Genomic DNA, 19195 nt, shown 5'->3' on the forward strand with positions numbered 1-19195 from the left:
CGCGCCTAATCCGCGATCAGGTGGAAAAAGCTGCCGCTCACCTTGCCCCGGACGGAGCCTGTTTCGGCCACGATCTGCCCCCCCGCATCGCGCACTTCGGCCAAAGGCGCATCGGGCTGGGCGAGAATGGTCGAATAATGGAACTCGTGGCCCCAGAGCGCCTTGCCCGCGCCCTGCCCCGGCATCGGCGCGCACAGCGTGGCGCGGCGGTAGCCCAGATGCAGCTTGCGCTTTGCGTAGCTCGTCACCAACCCCAAAAGCCCCGCCATCGCATGCGAGACCCCCTCGGCATCCATGAGGGCCGTGCCAAGCACCATGTAGCCGCCGCATTCGCCATGCACCGGCTTTTGGGCGGCAAAACCCCGCAGCCCCTCAAGGAAGGTCGTCGCCGCAGCCAAGCGCCCGGCATGCAGCTCTGGGTAGCCGCCCGGCAGCCAGACCAAATCTGCCGCAGCATCTGGCGCCTCATCGGCAAGCGGTGAAAACGGCACGATCTCCGCCCCGGCCCGGCGCCAGCCCGCCAGCATATGCGGATAGGCAAAGGAAAAGGCCGCATCGCGGGCAAGCGCAATGCGCTGCGCGGGCGGGCGCGGCCAGGCGCCCGGCAGGGGCGCGGGGCCTGCACCGGCGGCAGCAAGAAGCGCATCCAGATCCACATGTTCGGCGACAAAGGCGCCAAGCCGGTCGAGCGTGGCGGCAAGCCCCGCCTGCTCCTCGGCCTGCACAAGGCCCAGATGCCGCTCTGGCAGCGCCAGATCGGCCCGCCGCGGCAAGGCGCCCAAAACCGCAAGCCCGAGCCGTGCCATTTCAGCCCGGATCATCGCCTCATGGCGCGGGCTTGCCACATTGTTCAAAATCACCCCCGCAAGGGGCGGCGCATCGGGATGTTGCGCAAAGCCGAGGGCCGTGGCGGCGGCAGACTGGCCCTGCCCCTTCACATCGAGCGCCAGCACCACCGGCCAGCCAAAGCGCCGCGCGATCTCGGCACTGGCGCCGCGCCCCACCCGCCCCGGATCGGCCGGGCCATCGTAAAGCCCCATCGCGCCTTCGAAAATGACAAGATCAGCGCCTCTGGCCTCGCCCGCCAGCGCGCCCAGAAGGGCGTCATCCATGGCCCAGCCATCAAGGTTGAAACTCATGCGCCCGGCGGCGGCGGCATGAAAGGCGGGGTCGATGTAATCGGGCCCGTTCTTGAACGGCTGCACCGCCAGCCCGCGCGCGCGAAAGGCGCGCAGAAGCCCGAGCGTCAGCGTGGTCTTGCCCGCGCCAGAGGCGGGCGCAGCAACGGCGAGGCCCTTGGGCCAGAGGGAGGCGGCATCGGTCATGGCGCGGGTCTTCGCGCGGGCGGGCGGCGCTTGTCAAGCGCGCCCGCCTCCTCTGCCGCATGGCGGATAAGCGAGAGCGTGCGAAATGCACCATGCGCCAGCTTGCCGAAGGGCAGATGCAGCGCAAAGCCCGCCACCGCGCCCAGATGCGCCATCAGCATCAGCCCCATCAGCGGCGTTTCACGCAGCGCAAGCAGGGCGAGCCCGGTGCCCGCGAGCGTGGCAAGCTGGGCGCGGGCGAAGCGGTCGATCCGCGCCACCGCGGCGCTTTTGGGCGGCGCGGCAGCGCGCCCGCGCCGCCCAAACAGCCAAAGCCCCGCGAGCATCGCGATGCCGCCGAATGTGCCCAGCACAACAGGCGCACTCAAAACCGGATAGGGCGCGGGCGCACCGGCAAGATGCGCGAAAAACCCGGCCACGGTGGCCAGAAACGTCAGCCCGAAGCCACCGGCAAGCAGATGGTGCGCCACCCGCCGCCCCTGCCCGACCGGGCCCGCGCGATCCTCGCAATCGGCAAGGTTGCGCAGGCTGAGCGCATCCGCCAGCCCCTTGCGCAAGGCGGCACGCGTGATCGGCGCCCCGGGCCCCTTGATCGCGCGCCAGTAAAGCGCGAGCCGGAGCGCAAGCGCGATCAGGGCAAAGCCGAACACCGCCCCCGCGCCGCCCGCCATGAGCGGATGCGGCAGCACGGCATAAAACGCGCCCGGCCCGGACCTGGCACCAAAAAGCACCGCCCAGGGCACAAAGATCAGCGCGGCGAGCGGCAGCCCGATGAGGCAGGCGAAAAAGAGCCAGACCGCCCCCCGCCCCTCGCCCCGATATTCTGCCACCCGCGCCGCGGCGAGCGCCGCGGGCAGGTTCACCCCAAGCGCATGCGGGGGCGCATATTGGCAATCGGCAAGGCAGGAGCGGCAATCATGGCACAGATGCGCGAGATGGCGCAGATCGTCCGGCGCCAGTTTCGGGCGGCGGCTCGCGGCGGGAAAGACGGCGCAAAGCCCGGTGCAAAAGCCGCAGGTGTTGCAGATGTTGAGCGTATGGGCGGCGCTCTGGGGTGCAGCCGCGGCGCCCGGCATGGCTTCGCTGCGCAGCATTGCAGGCGCAGCATCGCCGGGGCCAACCCGCTGCGCGGCCGCCTGCCCGGCGATGCGCCCGAACACAGCCGCAATCGCCAAGCCCGCCCCGGAGAGGTATCCCTCTCCCAGCACCGCCCCGCAAACCACGGTGCCCGCAGCAAAAAAGCGTGGCGCCACAGCCCCCTCGCGCAACCGCACCCGCGCCTGCGCATCAATCGCAAGCCCGTAGCGGCTGAACCCGAGGCCCGGCACCACCGGAATCGCATGGAGCGGCGGCGTCAGATCCACCGCGGCGCTTCGTGGCGGATCGAGCGGTTTGGCGAGGGTCTCGGCCAGCCCGGCGGGCGCGATGCCGCAGGCTTGGGCAAGCGCCGCGGCAGAGCCTGCGGTGAGGGGCGCAAACAGCATCGGCGGCAGCGCCTCGGCCGCCTTCGCCCCGAGCACGATCCAGCCGCGCGGGTCATCGCGCGCGATCAGCGCCCGCGCGGCAACCGAATGCCGCGCCGGGCTCACGATCGCCGCCTCGTCATAAAACCGCCGCCCGTCGGCGCCGACCACAAGGCCCAGATGCATCCCGTCCACGCGGCTCACGATCCCCGCATCGGCGCGCGGCGCGCGCGCATCAACGGCGACAAAATGGCCATCCCCCGGCCGCCCCGCCGCGGCCGCCCCCGCGTTCAACGCCCACAGCAGCGGCGCGCCCGCCTGCTCGGGCGTGCCGCGGTTGGCAATTTGCGCCGCCTGCGGCCCCGTGCCGCCACAGGCCAGCACCACGGCGCACGCGCTCAGTCGCGCCGCGCCCTCGGGCCGGGTGAGCACAATCTCGAACGGCCCTTCCGCCTCCGGGTGCAAAAGCGCCGGGTCCAGCGCCGAGACCCGCGCAGAGGAGAGGAGCGTGACGCCAAGCGCGCGCGCGCGGCGCAGCAGCGCATTGACCATTGCCTGCCCCCCGCCGCGCAAAAACACGGTGCGGCGCGAATAGGGCAGATGCCCCTCGGCCCAAGGCTCAAGCCGCACCCCCTGCGCGCGCAGCCACGCAGGCAGATCGGCAGAGCCCTCCGCCAACGCGACCGCCAGCGCCGGGTCAGCGCCCTTGAGCCGCGCCAGATCGGCCGCATATTCCGCAGCCGGGTAACAATCGCGCTGATAGGGCGTCTCGCCGGTGCTCGCGCAGCGGATGTTGCGGCCATGCCGGGCGTTGCCGCCCAAAAGCGGTTCGGGCGCCGCGTCGAGCACCACCACCGACGCCCCCGCCTGCCGCGCCGCAATTGCCGCACAAAGCCCGGCAAGCCCGGCCCCGATCACGAGAACGCCGGTGCGGGCGGGAAGCGGCAAAAGATCGGGGGCGGATGCGGTCATGACCCGCGCAGAGTAGCGCGAGAACGGCGGGCCGCAAGAGCGGGTGCGGGCGCACGCAAGGCCCGTTGGCGCGGCGCGCCATCGGGCGGGGCCGGGCGCGCGTTCAACGCCGCGCCCAGGTTGCGAGCAGGGCGGCAAAATCCGCGCGGCTGCGCGGCAGTTCCGCCCAATCGGGGATCAGCCCGAGCGCGCGCGCCTCCAGCGCCATATCCACAAGGATCGGCGGCGCGAGCCCCACCCCGGAAAGCGCCGCGCGGTCGCACAAAAGCGCCCCGACCGCCCCCGTTGCCATCACCTGCCCCGCCCGGAACAAGGCCACACGAGAGGCCAGAGCGCTCGCAAGCTCGACATCATGGGTCGAAAAAACCAGCGTCATCCCCCCGGCCACGAGCCCCTCCAGAAAGGTGATCAGCTGCGCCGCGCCCTCGGCATCGAGCCCGGCCGTGGGCTCGTCGAGCAGCAGCACCTCGGGGCGCATCGCCAGCGCGCCCGCAATCGCCACGCGCCGCTTTTGCCCGCCGGAAAGCATATGCGTGGGCCGCGCGGCCAGATCGGAAATCGAGAGCGCCGCAAGGGCTTCGTCAACGCGCGCCCGCGCCTCGGCCTCCGTCAGCCCGAGGTTGAGCGGCCCAAAGGAAACATCCTCAAAGACCGTGGCGGCAAAAAGCTGATCATCGGCATCTTGCAGCACCAGCGCCACGCGGCGGCGCCAGTCGTTGAGCGCGGCCCGGCTGTAGCGCGCCTCGGCACCGCCCAGAAGCACCCGCCCGGATTGCGGGCGCAGCGTGCCGTTTAAATGCAGCAAAAGCGTGGACTTGCCCGCGCCATTGGGCCCGAGGATCGCCAGGCTCTCGCCGGCGTCAACGCTCAGCGACAAACCGTCGAGCGCGGTCACGGCGCCCGGAAAACGATAACAGAGCGCCTCGGCGCGCAAGATCTCGGTCATGGCCCTCTCCCGGCCCAAAGTGTCAGTGCGACGACCAGCGCCTGCCCGCAAAGGATCAGCGCCAGCACCGGCAGCCGTGCCGGGGCGCGCGCCGAAAGCACCCGCATCTCGCCTTGCCAGTTGCGCGCGGCCAGACCAAGTTCGAGCCGCCGCGCCCGGGCCAGCGCACGCGGCAAAAGCGCCGCGATCACCTGCCCCGTCGCGCGCAGCCAGCGCCGGCGGGTCGCATGGCCAAGGCGCGCGCGCTGCGCCACCGTCATCGCCGCCGCCTCCTCGGCAAGGATGAAGACGAACCGATAGGTCAAAAGCGCGATCTCGACGATCTCACCGGGCAGGCCAAGGCGGCGCGCCGCGCCCAGCAGATCGGCGGCGGGCGTGGTGGTGGCGAGAAACAGCAGACAAAAGGTGGCGGCCAGAGCGCGGACGGCAAGCGCCGCCGCCGCCGCAGGCCCACCGGGCGCGAGCGCCAGCCCCTCCGGCCCGATCTGCACCATCAGCACCGCCGCGCCGGTGAGCAGAAAGCCCAGCGGCAAGGCTGCCACCGAAAGCCAGAACCGCAGGCTCACACGCGCGCCGAAAAAGGTGATAGCGAGCATCACCGCCGCCACCAGCGCGGCCCCGGGCCAGGGCGGCAAGACGATGGCAAGAGCGAGAAACCCCAGCCCGATCAATGCCTTTTCCGCCACCGGGCGGGCGCGCCAGCGGCTCTGACTGGCGATGCGGTCCATTGTGGCAATTGACATTTCGGGCCGGGGTCCTCGGGTCAGGCCGCGTCTTGGCCGGGCGTGGGGCGGCCGGGTGCGGGGCGGGCAGGCCTTGCGCCTGCCGTGCCCTTGCTGCGCTCATGGCGCCGCCCGATCACATAGCCGATGACCAAGGCGCCAAGTGCGGCCTGCAGGGCAAAGAGCATGCTCTCGATCTCACCGCTCGGCGGCTCCCAGAGCGGGTTTGCCCAGGGCACGAAACCGGGATTTTCGGCCTCGATCAGTTCCGCCGCGGCGCCATCGGCGCCCCCGAAATCTCCACCGATGAATAGCGGCACGATGGCAAGCACGACAACGCCAAGCCCAAGCCAGAGGGTACGGTTGCGCAGCATCAGCGGATCTCCCCGGCCAGAGTGCGGACCTTGTCGGCTTCGGGCACCTTGCCCGCGAGCGCATCCATCACGATCACCGTCAGGAAGCCCTCGGCAATGGCGAGCGGAACCTGCGTCACGGCAAAGATCGAGCCGAATTTGAGCGCGGCACCCCAAAAGCCCGAGGCCGGGTCCGGGTAGGCGAGCGCAAGTTGCAAAGACGTGGTGATGTAGGTGGCGAGATCTCCGAGGCAGGCCGCGAGAAATACCGAGAGCGCCACCGAAAGGCCGATGCCGCGACCGAGCTTCCAGATCGCCCAAGCAACCCAGGGGCCGACAATGGCCATCGAGAAGGCATTGGCGCCCAAAGTGGTCAGCCCGCCATGCGCGAGCAACAGCGCCTGAAACAAAAGAACAATGACACCCAGCACCGCCATTACCGAAGGGCCAAAGATCACCGCGCCAAGGCCGGTGCCGGTCGGGTGCGAGCACGAGCCCGTCACCGAGGGGATCTTGAGGGCCGAGAGCACGAAGGCAAAGGCGCCCGAGGCGGCAAGCGTCAACCGTGCCTCCGGGCGTTCGGCCACGAGCTTGCGGATCTTGAGCGTGCCCGCCACGAAAAACGGCGCGGCGGCAACATACCAGCCGATGGCATGGCTGGCGGGGAGGTATCCCTCCATGATATGCATATGACTTCCTTCCACTTCTGACGCGCCGCTTTCGAAGGCCGGGGGCACCCCGCCCCGGGAAGGCTTGCGACGCTCGAGCGATGGCAGGTCTCCTGACTTGCGGGTCATGAAACCGGTCACCTTCCCGACTGGTGCTCCCCGTGGACAGGGCAGTCAGTGGCATTCGACCGGGTCTCGCCGCTCACAGTTGCGGGGGCAGTCACGGATTTGGCCCCTGATGGGTAATCCTCACCGTGTTCCCTATTAATCCCATCCCGTTGGGAACCATCGCGGGGAAGTATCCCCGCTGTCACGGAACTGTCAACCCTCGCAGCCTGCGTCAGAGGGCGCGGCGCATCAGGTAGATGTCCATCACCCAGCCATGCGCCGCGCGCAGGGCCGCGCGGGTGGACAGGATTTGTTCTGTCACCTCGGCCAAGGGCCCGGCCACCAAGACCTCTTCTTGCATCGCGACACAGCCGCCCCACCAGATCGTGATCCCTTGCGGATCAAGGCTTTGGAAGGAGCATTCGCCATCAAGCATCACCACAACCGTCTCGGCGGCGGCGGGCCAGCCATGGTCGCGAATTTGCCGCCCGGTGGTGATGACAACGGGCGCGCCAATGCCATTGAGCGGGATCGCATGGGCCGCACAAAGCGCCTGAATTGCGGTGATGCCGGGGATGACCCGCGTGCGCAGCGCAAGGCGTTTTTCAAGCCGCGCGGCAATGCGCAAGGTGCTGTCGTAAAGGGACGGATCGCCCCAGACCAACAGCGCCACCTTGCCGCTCAGATCCGGGCATTGCGCGGTGATCTGGGCCAGCCAGGCCTCGGCAATCGCATCGTGCCAATCATCCACCCCCTTGCGGTAAGAGGGGGTTGCGGCATCCCGCACCGGCAGATCAAACTCCACCACTTTGGTGGCCGGGTTGGTGAGGTGTTCGGCACAAAGCGCGCGCCGCAGCCCCGCAAGGTCTGATTTGTCGGCGCCCTTGAGCGGAATGAGGATCAACTCGGCCGCGTTCATCGCCGCAACCGCCTGCAGCGTCACATGACCGGGATTGCCGGTGCCGATGCCGATCAGCGTCAGCTCGATCATCGCGCCGCCTCCGGGTCGTAAAGCGGGCCGTAAAGGATGAGCGCGGGCTTGTCGGAGCGCGCCTCTGCCAGCTCCGCGGCCAGCGCGGCCACGCTTGAGCGGTGCAGGCTTTGCTCGGGATGCCCCACAGCTTCGGCCAGCAGCGCGGGCGTGTCGGGCGCAAGGCCATGAGCGATCAGATCTGCCGCGAGCTTCGGAAAGGTGCGCTTGCCCATGAACACCACCGTCGTCGCGCCCGGATCGGCCAGCGCGGCCCAGGTCAGCGTTTCGGGCAGATCGCCCGTCACATCGGCGCCGGTGACAAATTGCACCCGCCGCGCGGTGAGCCGGCGCGTGAGCGGCAGCCCCGCCGCCGCCGCCGCCGCACAGGCCGAGGGCACGCCGGGGATGATCTCATGCTCGATCCCGGCCTCGTGAAGCGCCACAAGCTCCTCCTCAAGGCGGCCAAAAAGCCCGCTGTCGCCGGATTTGAGCCGCACCACGCGTTGCCCGGTTTTGGCATGGTCCACCAGCAGGCGGCTCACATGGTCCTGCTTCGGCGAGGGCCGCCCCGCGCGTTTGCCCACGGCGATAAGTTCCGCCCCAGCGCGCGCATGGCCCAAGATCGGCCCGGAGGAAAGATCATCAAAAAGCACCACATCGGCCCTGGCGAGCCGGTCGGCGGCTTTCAGCGTCAGAAGCTCCGGGTCGCCGGGGCCGGAGGAGACAAACGAAACAAAGCCGCTCATTCGGTGCCCTCCGGGAAGCGCGGATGGGTGCCAAGCGGGCGGTAGCGGCGATCATAATCGCCCGCATAAAGGCGGCTTTCGTCAAACTCTTCCGCGCCGAGCGAGGGGCCGACAAGGATCAGCGCGGTGCGCTCCATCTCCGCGCCAATGGCGGTGCGCAGGCTCCCCAGCGTGGCGCGCACCACCCGTTCATCTGGCCAGCTTGCGCGCCAGACAACTGCCACCGGGCAGGCCGCGCCGTAAAAGGGGGTGAGTTTTTCCACCACATCCTCAAGCACATGGACCGAAAGATGGATCGCGAGCACAGCACCGGTGCGGGCGAAGTTTTCGAGCGTTTCGCCCGCGGGCATCGCTGTTGCGCGCCCCGAGGTGCGGGTCAGCACGACCGATTGCGCCACGCCGGGCAAGGTAAGCTCGGCGCCGAGCGTGGCGGCAGCGGCGGCAAAAGAGGGCACGCCCGGCGTCACGTCATAGGGGATGCCAAGCGCGCGCAGCCGCCTGAGTTGCTCGCCCATCGCCGACCAGACGGAGAGATCGCCTGAATGGAGCCGGGCAACGTCGTGCCCCGCGGCATGGGCGGCGGCGATCTCGTCGATGATCGCATCAAGGCTCATCGGCGCGGTGTTGACGATTTTCGCGCCGGGCGGGCAATGCGCAAGCAGCGCCTCGGGCACAAGGCTTCCGGCATAAAGGCAGACCGGCGCGGCGGCGATCAGGTCGCGCCCGCGCAAGGTGATCAGATCTGCTGCGCCCGGCCCCGCGCCGATGAAATGCACCGTCATTCGCCCTCTCCTTCCGCCACGGCGAGCACGACCCCGCCGATCACTTCGCGCCCCCGCACAAGCCGCGCTTGCGGCCCAGCGGCGACCAGCGCCGCCGCCTCTGCCACCGATCCGGTGCCCTTGAGCGCCAGAACACGGGCCGAGCGCGTGGGCGTTTCCACCCCGGCCACATCGACCCCCAGCACCCGGTATCCGGGCAGTGCGGCGGCAAGCTCTTGGGCCTTTTCCGCCGCCGTTGCAAGGGCATCGACCGGCCCCGCCGCCGCCAGCGCCGCGGCAAAATCCACCGTGCCACGGCGGAACCCGAGCCCCGCCACTCTCATCGCGTCACGCTCCATTGCACCTGCGGGCGTGTCCGGCCCCAGCCGCGCATGCGCCCCAAGGGCTCGGCCTCGGCGATCTCGATCCGCATCAGGCTGCCGCCAAAGCGGGCGTGCAACTGTGAAAGCAGCGCCTCCGTCTCCAGTGTCACGCCATTCGCCACAAGCCGCGTGCCGGGCGCAAGGCGATCCCAGAGCCACGTGTAAAGCGCCTGCGATCCGCCGCCGCCAACAAAAACGGCATCTGGTGGCGCAAGCCCGTCCAGCGCGTCGGGCGCAGCCCCCGCGACAAGCTGCATGACGTCCGCCAACCCGAAGGCGGCGATATTGGCCGCGATATTCGCGCGCCGGTCCGCGCGCGGCTCGATGGTGAGTGCGCGCCCCCCGGCGAGGCACCACTCGACCGAAACCGAGCCCGAGCCGCCGCCAATATCCCACAACAGCGCACCCGGGCGCGGGGCCAGCGCGGCCAGCGTCAAGGCCCGGAACGGAGATTTCGTGATCTGCCCGTCATGGGCAAAAAGGCTCTCCGGCCGCCCCGGCACGCGCGAAAGGCCTGCGGATGCCGGAAGATCCGCGCCATCGAGCGCCACCGCGACGAGAGGGGAAACATCTTCCAAATCATAGCTTTGCGCCAAGGTGGTGCGCAAACGCTCGGCCCGGCCGCCAAGGTTTTCCGCCACCACCATGCGCAGCGCGCCAAAGCCCTGATTGCTGAGCCAGTGCGCAAGATCAGCCACCGCCGCGCCATCGCGCAGCGTGACGATGATCTGCGCCCCGCGACAGATTTCGGGGCGCAGCCGCGCGAAAGGCGCGGCATGCAGGCCAAGCGCCCGCACCCGCTCGCCATGCCAGCCAAGGCGCGCACAGAGGAGCGAAACGACCCCCGCCACCGGGATCGCATGCCAATCATCGGGCGCGAGCACATCGGCGAGCCGCGCCCCGGCGCCACACCAGAACGGATCACCCGAGGCCAGCACCACCACCGGGCGGCCGCGAACTGCCAGCACCGGCGCAATGTCAAAGGGCACGGGCCAGGGGCGGCCCCGTTCGCCCGCGCCCACCAGCGCCAGATGCCTTGGCCCCCCAAAGATCACCTGTGCTTTTTGCAGCGCTTCACGGCTTGCCAAGGGCAGCCCCTCCGGGCCATCTTCGCCCAGACCGATGATCGTGAGCCAGGGGTCAGACATGACGCGCCTCCTTTTGCTCGGCGGCACCACCGAAGCGAGCCTTTTGGCAAAAACCCTTGCAGAAAAAGGGTTTAGAGCCGTCTTTTCCTATGCCGGGCGCACCGGAAAGCCGGTGGCGCAACCGCTTCCCACCCGCATTGGCGGCTTTGGCGGTATCGACGGGCTCAAGGCGTATCTGCGCACCGAGGGCATCACGCAGGTGATCGACGCGACCCATCCCTTCGCCGCGCAGATGAGCGCCCATGCCGTTGCCGCCTGCGCCGAGACGGGCGTGGATCTGTGCGCGTTTGAGCGCGCGCCCTGGGTGGCGCAGGCGGGGGACCGCTGGCAGCATGTGCCCGATCTCGCCGCCGCCGTTGCGGCCCTGCCCCCGGAGCCGGCCCGCGTGTTCCTTGCCATCGGCAAGCAGCATCTCGACGCATTTGATGCCGCACCGCAGCATCACTATTTGCTGCGCCTCGTCGATCCACCCGAAGGCGCGCTGCCGCTCCCCGATGCGTCCGCCGTGATCGCCCGCGGCCCCTTTGATGTTCAAGGGGATAGCGAATTGCTGCGCAGCGAAGCCATCACCCATATCGTGGCCAAAAACGCTGGCGGGCGCGGCGCAGAGGCCAAACTCATCGCCGCGCGCGCGCTTGGCATTCCGGTGATCCTGATTGATCGGCCCTATGTGCCGCAGCGCAGCATCTGCGGTTCGGTTGCAGAGGTGCTGGACTGGCTGGCCGCTCACGGCGCCACGCCCCGGGGCGTATAAACCCAGCGCCCCACCCGCCGCGTGGTGGAATTGCCCACCAGCACCACGGTGCGCATATCGGCCATGTCCGGCGTCGCCTCGGCCAGCGTGACAACGTTGATCTGTTCCTCGGGGGTTGTCACCGCGCGCGCAAACAGGATGAGCCGCCCGGGCTCGCATTCCTCGCGCAGCACCTCCAGCACACGGGCAAATTGATGCGGGCGGGATTTTGAGCGCGGGTTGTAAAAGGCCATCGCAAAATCGCCCTGCGCCGCATGCCGCAACCGGCGCTCAACGAGGTCGAAAGGCTTGAGGTTGTCGCTCAGGTTGATGGCGCAGAAATCATGCCCCAAAGGCGCGCCCGCCCGCGCGGCGGCGGCGAGCATCGCGGTGATGCCGGGCAGGATGCGGATCTCGGTTTCGGCAAATTCGGGCGCCGCCTCGAGCCCCTCAAAAAGCGCCGAGGCCATGGCAAACACCCCCGGATCGCCCGAGGAGACAATCACCACGCGCCGCCCTTCTGCCGCCATTTCAAGGGCATGGCGGGCGCGGTCAAGTTCCACGCGGTTGTCGGAGGCATGCAGCGTCAGCCCCGGGCGCGGCGCAATCCGCGCCACATAAGGAATATAGCCGACAATATCGGTCGCCTCGGACAGGGCCGCCGTGACCTCCGGCGTCACCAGCGCTTCATCTCCGGGGCCAAGCCCCGCAACCGTAACCCAACCGCTCATGCGAGCCCCTCCCTCTCGGGGCGCCGCCCCGCTCCATGCACGAGCACGATTGCAAAATAGGGGCAATCTTCCGCGTCAACTTCTGAAAGCCGCGCCAGCCGCTCTGTGGGCATCGTGCCGCGCTCCACGAGCCAGGCCGCCTCAAGCTTGCCCACCGCGGAAAGCGCGCGCTTGATCTTGGGCAGGTTGCGCCCGGTCTTCATCACCACAAGCGCATCGGCCGCCGCCATGTGGCGCGCGAGGTCCGCCTCGGGAAGCGTGCCCGCGAGCACGGTGAGCACATCGTCGCCCCAGGTGATCGGCTGGCCCGTCGCGGTCCAGCAGCCGACCATGCCCGGAATGCCGGGGATCACATCAACCTCAACGCGGCCCAGAAGCCGCGTGTAAAGATGCATGAAGGAGCCATAGAAGAAGGGGTCGCCCTCACATAAAACAACGATGTCGCGGGTTTTCGAAATTTCAAGAAGCCTAGAAGCCCAGTCATCGTAGAAGCCGGCGAGGGCCGCAATATACTCCGGGCTGTCGAACGGAAGCTCGGTCGTGACCGGATATTCCATCGCATGTTCCACAACATTCGGCGCAAGCATGCCCTCGACAATGCGGCGCGCCTGCCCGGCCCGCCCGGCCTTGCGGAAATAGGCAATATCGGTTGCGGCGCGGATCGCGCGGTCCGATTTTACCGAGATCAGCTCGGGGTCGCCGGGGCCAAGCCCCGCACAGATGATCCGCCCCATTCTTATTCCTTCCGGCTTGCCAGCGCGTTCACCGCCGCCACAGTGATCGCCGAGCCCCCAAGCCGCCCCTCCACAATCACCCAGGGCACCGGGTTCGCCTGCGCGAGTGCGGCCTTGCTCTCGGCCGCGCCGATAAAGCCGACGGGGCAGCCGATGATCGCTGCCGGGCGCGGGCAGGCCGGGTCTTCGAGCATGTTCAGAAGGTGGAAAAGCGCCGTCGGCGCATTGCCGATCGCCACCACCGCGCCGGCGAGCTTCGGGCGCCACAGCTCCAGCGCCGCCGCCGAGCGGGTGTTTTCCATCTCGCGCGCCATCTCCGGCACGCGCGGATCTTGCAAGGTGCAGATGACCTCGTTCTTTGCGGGCAGCCGCGCGCGGGTGATCCCCTCGCTCACCATCCGCGCATCGCACAGGATCGGCGCGCCCGCCTCAAGCGCGGCCCGCGCGGCAATCGCCATGCCCGGCGCAAAGCGCACATGGCGCTCCAGCCCCACCATCCCGGCGGCATGGATCATCCGCACCACGACCACCTCCTCTTCGGGGGTGAAGCGGGCAAGCTCCGCCTCGGCGCGGATCGTGGCGAAGGATTGCACGTAAATCTTCGCGCCGTCCTTCTCATAGGTATGGGGCATTGCGGGTCTCCGGGTCGGGTTGGGCGCTCATAGCCGCTCCTGCAAGCTTGCCGCAATCGAATTGCGGCGGGTCTGCCAAAGCCCCGCCTCGGCGAGGCGGCGGAAGAGATCGCGCATCGCGGCAAGCGCTTCCGGGTTGGCGGTTTCCAGAAAGGCGGTGACGGCATCATCGCCGAGCGTCGCCTCGTGATAAAGGTCAAACAGATGGGCGGGAACGGCTTGGGCCAGATGGGCGAAGGCGGCCATGTGGTCGAGCGTCGCGGCAATTTCGGCGCCGCCGCGAAAGCCGTGCCGCATCATGCCCGCAACCCAATCCGGGTTGGTGGCCCGCGCCCGCACCACGCGGGCGATCTCTTCGGGCAGCGTGCGGGCGCGCGGGCGGGAAGGATCTGTCGCGTCGAGGTGGTAAAGCGCGGGCGTTGCCGCGCCAATATGCGCGAGCGCGGCGGCAAAGCCCGCCTCATGGGCGGCGTAATCGGAGGCCAGCAGCAGGTCGGACTCGGGCAGATCCTGCGCATGGACAAAACTGTCCGAGGCCATCAGGCGCGCTTCCAGCCCTTCCCGATCGGCGCGAATCTCGCCTTTTTTGTCAATGGCATAGCTTGAGGCGGCCAGCCATGCCTCACCCGCCGCCGCGCGCGCCTCGGGGGTGAAGGCATCCAGCGCCGCGCCCATGCCGAGCCCGTACTGGCCGGGCCGGGGCCCGAACACGCGCGGGGCGGGGCGGGCATAGGGGTTATCCTCGAGGCTTTCCTCGCGCGCGGCGAGCGCTTCTGCCCCGGTCTCGAAAAGCTGGGCGAGGCCCGGAAAAATATCGCGAAACAGGCCCGAGACGCGCAAGGTGACGTCAATCCGGGGCCGGCCCAGGAGCGCGAGCGGCAGGACCTCAACGCCCGAGACCCGCGCCGCGCCCTCGTCCCAGACCGGCTTGAGGCCGGCAAGATGCAGCGCCATGGCAAATTCTTCGCCCGCGGTGCGCATCGTCGCCGAGCCCCAAAGGTCCACCACCAGCCCCTTCGGCCAGTCGCCCTGATCTTGCAGATGCTTGCGCAACAGCTCTTCGGCAAGCTTGACGCCCTGCGCATGGGCCGCGCGCGAGGGCACGGCGCGGGGATCGACGGCAAAGAGATTGCGCCCGGTGGGCAGCACATCGGCGCGCCCCCGCGCGGGACTGCCCGAGGGGCCGGGCGGCACGCGCGCGCCTGAAAGCGCCGCCGAGAGCCCGGCGCGCTCCTCGGTGCCACAGGCCCCCTGCCCCAGCACATGCAGCCCCTCGCCGAACTGGCTTTCCTTGATGTCGCAGACAAAGCGGTCAATCCGGGTGATTGCCTCGGCGGCGGAGGCCTGTGGCGGGATGCCCAGATCCGCCTCAACCCCGCTCGCGCGGGCCTCGTCGCGGATATCGGCAATCAGCCGGTCACGCCGCGCCGGGTCGAGCCCGTCGGCGGTGGAATATTCGTCAAGCAGCCGCTCCAGCCGGGTCATGCCCTCGGGCACGACCGCGCGCGCGAGCGGCGGCGGCAGATGGCCGAGCGTGATGGCGCCAAGGCGGCGCTTGGCTTGCGCGGCCTCGCCCGGATCGTTGACGATGAACGGGTAGATCACCGGCCCGGTCCAGAGCGCCTCGGGCCAGCAGGCCCGAGAAAGCGCGACCGCCTTGCCCGGCAGCCATTCGAGCGTGCCATGCGCGCCCATATGGATGAGCGCATGAACCCCCTGCGCCCGCAGCCAGAGGTAAAAGGCCACATAGCCGTGGCGCGGCACGCGCGAGAGGTCGTGATACTCGTCCTCGCGCGCGCGCACCTCACCCCGCTCGGGCTGCAGCGCGATCAGCGCCGCGCCGCGCGAAAGCGCCGCAAAGTGAAACGCGCCCCCGGCAAAAGCCGGGTCATCCTCGGGCTGCCCCCAAGCCTCGGTGAGGGCCGCGCGCAGGCGCTCGGGCAGCGTTTCAAGCGCGGCGCGGTAATCAGCAAGCGGCCAGCTTTGCCGCTCTGAGGCAAGCGCTTCAAGCGCCGCCCCGGGCGCAATCGCATAGCCCTCCGCGGCCAGCTGCGCGAGCAGCGCCTCGGTCGAGGCGAGCGCATCAAGGCCCACCGCATGCGCCATCTGCCAGGACCGGCCGGGATAGGTGGAGAGCACCACCGCCACGCGGCGCGCGGGCGCGGGCGTATGGGCGAGCCGATGCCAGCCGGTGATGCGCTCGAGCGCGGCCTCCACGCGGCCCGGATCGGCGCGATGGGCAAAGCGGGCATATTCGAGATCGGGGTCGCGGGGTTCGGGCGCCTTGAAGGAGATGACCCCGGCAAAGAGCCGCCCGTCCACCTCCGGCAGCACCACATGCATGGCAAGATCGGCAGGCGAAAGGCCACGCTCGGCGGCCTCCCAGTCGCGCTTGCGCGCGGTTGAGAGCGCGACCTGAAACACCGGCACATTGTAGCGGTCAAAGGGGGTGGTGCCGTCGGTGCCCTGCGCCGAGAAAGCGGTGGCGTTGACAATCAGCGCCGGGCGGCGCGCGCCAAGCGCGGCCTCCACCGCATCGCCAAGCCCCTCCGCCTTGAGAGACCCCGCAAAGAGCCCGCAAGCGGCAAAGCCGCGCGCGCGCAGCCCTGCGATCAGCGCCTCCACCGGCGCGGTATCGGCCGCGGTGAGATAGGAGCGATAAAAGGAAACGAGCGCGAGTGGCCCCTCCCCTTCGGGCGCCGGGATCACCCCTTTGGCGGGGTCATAAAAGCCCCAGTCCGGCAGGCGTTTGTCGCCCGGAACGGGCGGGGCATAAAGGCCCGAGGCAAGCGCAAGCTGCGCCAGCGCCGCCTGTGCGGCGACCGCACCGCCCGCGTCGCACAGCTCTTTCAGGCGCCGGAGCGTCGAGACCGGGAGGGTGGAAAGCGCGTCGAGCCGTTCATCATCGCGGCCATCGGCGGGCAGCACCGCAAGCGCAATCCCCTTGCGGCGGCACAGATCCTGCACCGAGGCGAGCCCATAGGGCCAGTAAGCCTCGCCGCCGATCAGCCGGATGAGAATGCCTTTCGCGCCCGAAAGCGTGTTCTCGACATAGGTATCGACCGAGATCGGGTGGCGCAGCGCCACCAGATTGGCAAGCCGCAACGCGGGAAGCCCCCCCGCCGCGCGCTTCCAGCCTGCCGCAAAAGCCCCAAGGTCGCTGTCGGAGAAGGACAGCGCCACGAGGTCTGCCGGGCGCTGACCAAGATCGGTCGGCACCTCGGTTTCCTCAAGCCCGTGGCTTTCGCGAAAGACGACATGCATCAGGCGGCAACCCCGGTCATCAGCAGCGCGCGGATCGCGTCTTCGTTCACGTCGTCATGCTCGGCAATGACAACGAGCGCGGAGCGACGCGGCCGCTCGCCCCAGGGCTGGTCATATTGATGGCGCACCCGCTCGCCCACGGCCTGCACCAAAAGCCGCATCGGCTTGCCCGCCACCGCAACATGGCCCTTCACCCGCAGGATATTGTGCTCCCGCGCGAGCCGCTCGATGGCCGCCACCAGCGCGGCGGGATCGGCGATTTCGGGCAGATCAATCACCACCGTGTCGAAATCGTCATGCTCATGCTCGCCGTGATCGTCGTGGTGGCTGGGGCGCGCGGCAAGGTCATCCTCGGCGGCAGCATTGATGCCGAGCACCACGAGCGGGTCGATCACGCCTTCGACCATCGGCAGAATGGGCAGCTTGCGCGGCGCCTCCGCCTCGATCGCGGCGCGCGCGGCGGCAAGCCCCGCCTCCCCCGCGAGATCGGCCTTGGACAGGAGCACGAGATCGGCGCAGGCGATCTGATCCTCGAACACTTCGGAGAGCGGCGTTTCGTGGTCGATGCTGTCATCGGCCTGCCGTTGCGCATCGACCGCGGCCTCGTCGGGGGCAAAGCGGCCTGCCGCCACCGCCTCGGCATCGGCCACGGCAATCACGCCATCGACCGTGATTTTCGAGCGGATCGCGGGCCAGTCGAAGGCCTTCAGGAGCGGTTTGGGCAGCGCCAGACCCGAGGTCTCGATCAGGATATGGTCCGGGCGGTTGGGCCGCGCCATCAAAGCCTCGATGGTCGGGATGAACTCATCGGCGACGGTGCAGCAGATGCAGCCGTTGGCCAGCTCGACAATGTTCTCGTCGGGGCAATTTTCGTCGGCGCATTGGCGCAAGATCTCGCCGTCCACGCCCACCGTGCCGAATTCGTTCACCAGCACGGCAAGCGTGCGCCCGCCGGGGTTGGCCATCAGGTGGCGAATGAGCGTGGTTTTTCCCGCGCCCAGAAAGCCGGTGATCACGGTAACGGGGATTTTGGTCAGGTCCGACATGGGCTACTCCTCGGGGGTCAACGCTGGGGGCGGGATGCGCGCAAGGCTCTGCTTGCGGAAGATTTCGGGCCGCGCGCGCCAGGGCACGAGCCCGTCGGCGCTTTGCGCGTAAAGCGCGGCGCCCTCAAGCACGGTCGCGGCATCTGCGGGGCCAAGCCGGCCATAGACATAGGACCATTTGCCGGGCGCGGAGAGCGCGACAGAACAGCCCTGCGTGCAGGCCGACAGGCATTCCACGGGAACGATCCGCACCCCGTCCGGGCACGGCAGATCGGCGAGCGCGGCATGAAGCGCCGCGCCGGGGCGGATTTCGTCCTCCGGCGCCTCGCCCGCGCGCCGGCAGGTGGTGCAGACATGTAGCGTGGCGACCATTCGCCCCTCCCCGATGCCTCTTGCGAGGCCTTCCCTGAGGCTTGGGGGATCGCCCGAAGACGGGCCTTGGGCCCGTCCTCCGGTCGCGGCACACCCCGTCCGCCCGAACGCATGCGCTGGCAGGTCTCCCGGCTTGCGGATGCGAGGGAAATCCCTCACGGTCGCCCCTCCTTCCCGGCCCCCTCTCGGGTCTGCCAGTGGTGCGGAGCGCCCTCTCCGGTCACGGTCGCGGGGGCGGCTGCGTTCGGCTTTTTGCGCCTGAGCGTCGCAAAGCCTGTCGCATTCCCTCTTCGCCTGTCATAGGACAGAAACCAGCGCCGCTCCTGAGTGGGCGAGAGATAGTGCATTGTCAAGCAGGAGGCCGCCGCAATGACGCCCGAAACCGACCCCGCCCCGCCGCATGACACCGAGGGCACGCCCGAAGATCTGGTGCGCCATGCCGCGAAAATGGCCAAGAAGAAGGCCTCGCGCGACAAGATCATGGCGGGGAAATCCGGGGAAAAGGGGCTTGTGATTGTCCACACCGGATCGGGCAAGGGCAAAAGCTCGGCCGGGTTCGGGATGATCCTGCGCTGCATCGCGCATGAGATGCCCTGCGCGGTGGTGCAGTTCATCAAGGGCGCCTGGGATACCGGCGAGCGGCGCCTGCTCACCGAGCATTTCGGCGCGCTGTGCCAGTTTTATGCGATGGGCGAGGGCTTCACCTGGGAAACGCAGGACCGCGAGCGCGACGTGGCGGCGGCGCGCGCGGGATGGGAGAAGGCGAAGGCGTTGATCCGCGATCCGCAGATCCGCATGGTGCTTCTGGACGAGATCAACATCGCGCTGCGCTACGATTACCTCGATCTGGCCGAGGTGCTGGCGTTTTTGCGCGACGAAAAACCGGAAATGACCCATGTCGTGCTCACCGGCCGCAACGCCGCGCCCGAGCTGATCGAGGCGGCCGATCTGGTGACCGAGATGGGTCCGATCAAACATCCGTTCCGTGCCGGCATCAAAGGCCAGCCGGGGGTCGAGTTCTGAGCCGAAGGCCGGGGGCGCTGCCCCCGGACCCCCGGGATATTTGGGGCAAGATGAAAGACCACGTTAAGAATCTGTTAACCATGTGCGCGCAG

The 19195-nt window shown here is 68.9% G+C and carries 19 protein-coding genes and 2 riboswitches; of the genes, 2 read left to right on the plus strand and 17 right to left on the minus strand.

Annotated features, from left to right (window positions below):
• Nucleotides 1-5 precede the first annotated feature (5 nt).
• The 11 genes from ACFSM0_RS16635 to cbiE form a co-directional block, all read right to left on the minus strand.
• Nucleotides 6-1325: a cobyrinate a,c-diamide synthase gene (locus ACFSM0_RS16635; RefSeq protein ID WP_377393094.1), complete on the minus strand. Its 1320-nt coding sequence runs from the start codon at nucleotides 1323-1325 to the stop codon at nucleotides 6-8.
• Nucleotides 1322-3760: an FAD-dependent tricarballylate dehydrogenase TcuA gene (tcuA, locus tag ACFSM0_RS16640; RefSeq protein WP_377393097.1), complete on the minus strand. Its 2439-nt coding sequence runs from the start codon at nucleotides 3758-3760 to the stop codon at nucleotides 1322-1324. Before tcuA ends, ACFSM0_RS16635 begins: the two co-directional genes overlap by 4 nt.
• Nucleotides 3761-3863: 103 nt before the next feature.
• Complete coding sequence (locus tag ACFSM0_RS16645) at nucleotides 3864-4706, minus strand: energy-coupling factor ABC transporter ATP-binding protein (RefSeq protein ID WP_377393100.1); 843 nt, start codon at nucleotides 4704-4706, stop codon at nucleotides 3864-3866.
• On the minus strand, nucleotides 4703-5449 hold the full coding sequence (cbiQ, locus tag ACFSM0_RS16650; RefSeq protein WP_377393103.1) for a cobalt ECF transporter T component CbiQ: 747 nt from the start codon (nucleotides 5447-5449) through the stop codon (nucleotides 4703-4705). The genes ACFSM0_RS16645 and cbiQ overlap by 4 nt, the downstream gene beginning before the upstream one ends.
• A 20-nt stretch (nucleotides 5450-5469) precedes the next feature.
• Complete coding sequence (locus ACFSM0_RS16655; protein WP_377393106.1) at nucleotides 5470-5802, minus strand: energy-coupling factor ABC transporter substrate-binding protein; 333 nt, start codon at nucleotides 5800-5802, stop codon at nucleotides 5470-5472.
• Nucleotides 5802-6461 (minus strand): energy-coupling factor ABC transporter permease, encoded by a 660-nt coding sequence (locus tag ACFSM0_RS16660; RefSeq protein WP_377393109.1) that lies wholly within the window; start codon nucleotides 6459-6461, stop codon nucleotides 5802-5804. The genes ACFSM0_RS16655 and ACFSM0_RS16660 overlap by 1 nt, the downstream gene beginning before the upstream one ends.
• Before the next feature lie 74 nt (nucleotides 6462-6535).
• A riboswitch (cobalamin riboswitch) is annotated at nucleotides 6536-6754 on the minus strand.
• 35 nt (nucleotides 6755-6789) lie between these two features.
• The gene (gene cobF, locus ACFSM0_RS16665; RefSeq protein ID WP_377393112.1) at nucleotides 6790-7548 is read right to left on the minus strand and encodes a precorrin-6A synthase (deacetylating); all 759 of its coding nucleotides are present in this window, start codon (nucleotides 7546-7548) and stop codon (nucleotides 6790-6792) included.
• Nucleotides 7545-8276 carry a uroporphyrinogen-III C-methyltransferase gene (cobA, locus tag ACFSM0_RS16670; protein WP_377393115.1) on the minus strand — a complete coding sequence of 244 codons (732 nt, stop codon included), beginning with the start codon at nucleotides 8274-8276 and terminating at the stop codon, nucleotides 7545-7547. The genes cobF and cobA overlap by 4 nt, the downstream gene beginning before the upstream one ends.
• Nucleotides 8273-9058 carry a precorrin-4 C(11)-methyltransferase gene (cobM, locus tag ACFSM0_RS16675; RefSeq protein ID WP_377393118.1) on the minus strand — a complete coding sequence of 262 codons (786 nt, stop codon included), beginning with the start codon at nucleotides 9056-9058 and terminating at the stop codon, nucleotides 8273-8275. Before cobM ends, cobA begins: the two co-directional genes overlap by 4 nt.
• Nucleotides 9055-9381, minus strand: coding sequence for a cobalamin biosynthesis protein (locus ACFSM0_RS16680; RefSeq protein ID WP_377393337.1), 327 nt, complete (start codon nucleotides 9379-9381; stop codon nucleotides 9055-9057). Before ACFSM0_RS16680 ends, cobM begins: the two co-directional genes overlap by 4 nt.
• Nucleotides 9378-10568, minus strand: coding sequence for a precorrin-6y C5,15-methyltransferase (decarboxylating) subunit CbiE (cbiE, locus tag ACFSM0_RS16685; RefSeq protein WP_377393121.1), 1191 nt, complete (start codon nucleotides 10566-10568; stop codon nucleotides 9378-9380). The genes ACFSM0_RS16680 and cbiE overlap by 4 nt, the downstream gene beginning before the upstream one ends.
• On the opposite strand from cbiE, the gene ACFSM0_RS16690 reads away from it, so the two are divergent.
• Nucleotides 10567-11322, plus strand: a complete 756-nt coding sequence (locus ACFSM0_RS16690) for a cobalt-precorrin-6A reductase (RefSeq protein ID WP_377393124.1) — start codon at nucleotides 10567-10569, stop codon at nucleotides 11320-11322. The two genes, cbiE and ACFSM0_RS16690, sit on opposite strands and share 2 nt — an antisense overlap.
• Here the strand turns inward: ACFSM0_RS16690 and cobJ are convergent.
• The 6 genes from cobJ to ACFSM0_RS16720 are packed head-to-tail and all read right to left on the minus strand — an operon-like array spanning nucleotide 11295 to nucleotide 18080.
• Nucleotides 11295-12032 (minus strand): precorrin-3B C(17)-methyltransferase, encoded by a 738-nt coding sequence (cobJ, locus tag ACFSM0_RS16695; protein ID WP_377393127.1) that lies wholly within the window; start codon nucleotides 12030-12032, stop codon nucleotides 11295-11297. The genes ACFSM0_RS16690 and cobJ overlap by 28 nt on opposite strands.
• The gene (locus ACFSM0_RS16700; protein ID WP_377393130.1) at nucleotides 12029-12766 is read right to left on the minus strand and encodes a precorrin-2 C(20)-methyltransferase; all 738 of its coding nucleotides are present in this window, start codon (nucleotides 12764-12766) and stop codon (nucleotides 12029-12031) included. Before ACFSM0_RS16700 ends, cobJ begins: the two co-directional genes overlap by 4 nt.
• Before the next feature lie 2 nt (nucleotides 12767-12768).
• The gene (locus tag ACFSM0_RS16705; RefSeq protein WP_377393133.1) at nucleotides 12769-13398 is read right to left on the minus strand and encodes a precorrin-8X methylmutase; all 630 of its coding nucleotides are present in this window, start codon (nucleotides 13396-13398) and stop codon (nucleotides 12769-12771) included.
• Between the two features lie 27 nt (nucleotides 13399-13425).
• Nucleotides 13426-16662 (minus strand): cobaltochelatase subunit CobN, encoded by a 3237-nt coding sequence (gene cobN, locus ACFSM0_RS16710; RefSeq protein WP_377393136.1) that lies wholly within the window; start codon nucleotides 16660-16662, stop codon nucleotides 13426-13428.
• A complete protein-coding gene (gene cobW, locus ACFSM0_RS16715; protein ID WP_097069009.1) occupies nucleotides 16662-17708 on the minus strand; it encodes a cobalamin biosynthesis protein CobW in 1047 nt (348 codons plus the stop codon). The genes cobN and cobW overlap by 1 nt, the downstream gene beginning before the upstream one ends.
• Nucleotides 17709-17711: 3 nt before the next feature.
• On the minus strand, nucleotides 17712-18080 hold the full coding sequence (locus ACFSM0_RS16720) for a DUF1636 family protein (RefSeq protein WP_377393139.1): 369 nt from the start codon (nucleotides 18078-18080) through the stop codon (nucleotides 17712-17714).
• Nucleotides 18081-18181: 101 nt separating this feature from the next.
• Nucleotides 18182-18411, minus strand: a riboswitch (cobalamin riboswitch).
• 38 nt (nucleotides 18412-18449) lie between these two features.
• Here ACFSM0_RS16720 and cobO point away from each other — a divergent pair.
• Nucleotides 18450-19103, plus strand: a complete 654-nt coding sequence (gene cobO, locus ACFSM0_RS16725; protein ID WP_377393142.1) for a cob(I)yrinic acid a,c-diamide adenosyltransferase — start codon at nucleotides 18450-18452, stop codon at nucleotides 19101-19103.
• Nucleotides 19104-19195: the final 92 nt, after the last annotated feature.

The organism is Rhodobacter lacus, from assembly GCF_042683065.1.
GTDB classification, from domain to species: Bacteria; Pseudomonadota; Alphaproteobacteria; order Rhodobacterales; family Rhodobacteraceae; genus Rhodobacter; species Rhodobacter lacus.